Source organism: Hominilimicola sp. (genome assembly GCF_046972485.1).
GTDB lineage: Bacteria > Bacillota > Clostridia > UBA1381 > UBA1381 > Hominilimicola > Hominilimicola fabiformis.
The window spans coordinates 1-3,799 of the sequence record NZ_JBKVWU010000169.1 but is presented as its reverse complement, the minus strand read 5'-3'; the positions used below and the strand labels follow the sequence as shown (position 1 = coordinate 3,799).

Annotated in this window: 2 protein-coding genes and 1 pseudogene; all 3 read left to right on the top strand. The window is 43.8% G+C overall.

All coding sequences use genetic code 11. From position 1 onward, the window contains the following. Window positions 1–1,325: GH36-type glycosyl hydrolase domain-containing protein (locus ACLTU0_RS11210; RefSeq protein ID WP_412322517.1), on the top strand; the 1,325-nt coding region annotated here is incomplete at its 5' end. Next, entirely contained in the window at window positions 1,325–2,314 is a 990-nt protein-coding gene (locus tag ACLTU0_RS11205) for an HAD family hydrolase (RefSeq protein ID WP_117966535.1), read from the top strand. The genes ACLTU0_RS11210 and ACLTU0_RS11205, both read left to right, overlap by 1 nt. Further along, a pseudogene (locus tag ACLTU0_RS11200) lies at window positions 2,315–3,799 on the top strand (hypothetical protein); the annotation flags it as partial.

Sequence of the window (3,799 nt, the reverse complement as noted above, 5' to 3'; positions counted from 1 at the left end):
ATTTGCTTGGCTTTGTACATCAAATACCCGAAAGGGCGAGAGAGAGGATTATTGACGTTGCCTCAACGCAGTTTGAGGACGGAAGCGCGTATCATCAGTATCAGCCGCTTACAAAGCAGGGCAATAATGAAATCGGAGGCGGATTTAATGATGATCCGCTGTGGCTGATTTTAGGCACGGTTGCGTACATCAAGGAAACAGGCGACTACGGTATTTTAGACGAGCAGGTGCCGTTTGACTGTGACAAAAACAATACGGCAACGCTTTTAGAACATCTTAATCGCTCATTCGGACACGTTACAAACAACCTTGGCCCTCACGGGCTTCCGCTTATCGGACGTGCGGACTGGAACGATTGCTTGAATTTGAACTGCTTTTCCGAAATTCCTGACGAATCTTTCCAGACTACGGGAGACGATGACGGCAGAGTAGCAGAGTCTGTGCTTATTGCAGGAATGTTCGTGTATATTGGCAGAGAATTTGCAAGGCTTTATAAGACGCTCAACAATGATGAAATGTATAAATATATTTCGGATGAGGTTGAAAAAATGACCGAAGCAGTTTTAGAGTATGGCTATGACGGTGAGTGGTTCATAAGAGCTTACGACGCTAACGGCAATAAGGTTGGCTCTGACGAATGTGACGAGGGTAAAATCTTTATTGAATCGAACGGCTTCTGTGTAATGGCTGGGATAGGCAAGGAGGACGGCAGGGCGCAAAAAGCGCTTGACAGCGTTAAAAAATATCTTGAATGTGAATATGGCATTGTACTCAATTATCCGCCGTATTCGGGATACCGACTTGAGCTTGGCGAAATCTCGTCGTATCCGCCGGGGTATAAGGAAAATGCGGGAGTGTTCTGCCATAATAACCCATGGGTAATAATCGGTGAAACGGTAATGGGTAACGGCGAAAGAGCGTTTGAACTATATAAAAAGATTGCGCCGGCATATTTAGAGGAGATAAGTGAAATTCACAAAACCGAGCCGTATGTATATTCACAGATGATTGCTGGACGTGATGCGGTAAGAGCGGGAGAAGCGAAGAATTCATGGCTTACAGGCACGGCGGCGTGGAATTATTATACGGTGTCACAATATCTTTTGGGTATACGTCCTGATTTTGACGGACTTGTAATAGAGCCGTGTATTTCAAAAGATATATCTGAATTTAAGGTAACAAGAAAATTCAGAGGAAAAACATATAATATTTTAGTAAAGAACACAGGAGAGGGAACTGTTAAAATAACAGCCGACAACGGAACGGTAAACGGTACAACCGTTTCATCGGATGCGGAAATATGCAATGTAGAGGTGGTAATGTAATGAATTTCAATATACCCGATTTGGGAATTATAGACGGCAGCTCAGGATTTCGCAACCTTCCCTCCACTACAGACGGAAGATTTACCTCCGGTGAGGACGGAGTAAAACATATAGTATGCACAGGAGACGGAAAGGTTGAATTTGTGGCTTTTGAAAATCAGACTCTTGCCTATGTTAATTCAGCTCTTGGCTATGGTGCGTACTATCCGCTTCATCCTGTGAACAGAAACGGTAAAATCAAGGCTGTGCTTATGGATTTGGATGGAACATCGGTAAGAAGCGAGGAGTTCTGGATTTGGATAATCGAAAAAACAACCGCCAGTATGCTTGATGATGAAAGCTTCAAGCTTGAAGAGAGCGATATACCGTTTGTATCAGGTCATAGCGTATCGGAGCATTTACAGTATTGTATAGATAAATACTGTCCAGGTGAATCGCTTGACAAAGCACGGAATTTCTATTTTGACCACGTTAATCGTGAAATGAAAGAAATTATGGAGGGCAGAGGCAGAAAAAATGCTTTTGTTCCGCAGGAGGGATTAAAAGAATTTTTGCTCGCACTAAAAGCCAAAGGGATTAAGATAGGACTTGTAACATCGGGATTATATGAAAAGGCGATGCCGGAAATACTTTCGGCGTTCAGAGCTCTTGATATGGGCGAGCCTACGGATTTTTACGACGCAATAATTTCAGCAGGATACCCGCTCCGCAAGGGTAGCGTTGGAACGCTCGGTGAGCTATCGCCGAAACCTCATCCGTGGCTTTATGCTGAAACCTGCGCGGTTGGACTCGGAGTTGGTTTTGATGAGCGCGGTAGCGTAATCGCTATTGAGGACAGCGGCGCAGGAGTATGCTCGGCAAGGATTGCCGGATATACAACAATAGGACTTGCGGGAGGCAATATAAAAGAAAGCGGAACGATGCCTATGTGTAGCCGCTACTGCAATAATCTTGCGGAAATACTTGATTACATAGAGGAGGAAGCGTAAATGGAGCGAAAAAATATAAAATGTCATTTTATATCCAATACCCACTGGGACAGGGAGTGGAAATTCAGCGCTCAAAGAACAAGACATATGCTTGTGACTGCGATTGATATGCTGCTCGATATTTTTGAGAAAGAGCCGGATTACAAACATTTTCATCTTGACTCGCAGACACTTCCCATTCAGGATTATCTCGAAATAAACCCTGAAAAGAAGGAAATTCTGAAAAAGTATATCAGTGAGGGAAAGCTTGCTGTGGGTCCGTGGTTTTGTTTGCCGGATGAGTTTTGCGTGGGTGGAGAGTCTCTTATAAGAAATCTTCTCCTGGGACATAAAATTGCAAATGAATTTGGCAAAGTTTCAAAGACAGGCTATTCGCCCTTTGGCTGGGGACAAATATCACAAATGCCACAGCTATATCATGGCTTCGGAATAGATTTTGCGTCCTTTTACAGAGGGCTTAATACATATATGGCACCGAAATCGGAGTTCTACTGGGAGGGCGCCGACGGTACAACAATTTATGCTTCAAGACTGGGGCAGAGACCGAGATATAATATGTGGTATATAATGCAGCGCCCTGTGTTTTATGGCAAGCGTGACGGTGACAATCGTCGTGTTTCATGGGGAGCTGGAGATGGAATATTCCGTTTTGCGGATCCGGCAAGATGTGAATATGAATATCAGTATTCGCATAGAAAATATGAGTATCATGACGAATATATAGCTGAAAAGACGGAGCAGGCACTCTCTGAACAGGACGATGAGTGGACAACGCCTAACCGCTTCTGGTCGAACGGTCATGATTCATCAATACCGGATATGAGAGAATCAAGGCTTATCAAGGATGCTAATGCTGTTTATGAAGGTGTTGATGTTTTTCACAGTACAGTTTATGACTTTGAGCAGAGCGTGATCAGAGATTTTGATAAAAATTCACCTGTTTTAAAGGGCGAAATGCGCTATCCGTTTACAAAAGGCAGCGTAAGTGCGCTGTTTGGCTGGGTTCTTTCTGCAAGAATTAAGGTTAAGCAGGAGAACTTTGAAACAGAACGATTGCTCACATCATATACTGAGCCGATGGCGGTTTTTGCGTCTGTATGCGGAGCTGTATATCCGCAGGCGTTTATTAATAAAGCCTATAACTATATGCTTCAAAACCACGGGCATGATTCGATTGGCGCGTGCGGCAGAGATGTTGTATATAAGGACGTAGAATATCGGTTCAGGCAGTCAAGAGAGATTGCAACCTGCGTGCTTGAAAGAGCTCTTATGGATTTGTCTGGCGACATTGACTTTGCGGGCTGGGATAAGAATGATATGGCGCTTGTAATGTTTAATCCGGCTCCGTTTAAAAGAAGTCTGACGGTTCCGTGTGAGCTTGAAATTCCTCTTGAGTGGGAGTGTGACAGCTTTGAGATTGTCGATGCTGAAGGTAATGTATGCCCGCACCAGAACATATCGTCAATTAATCCTATGTATCAAATT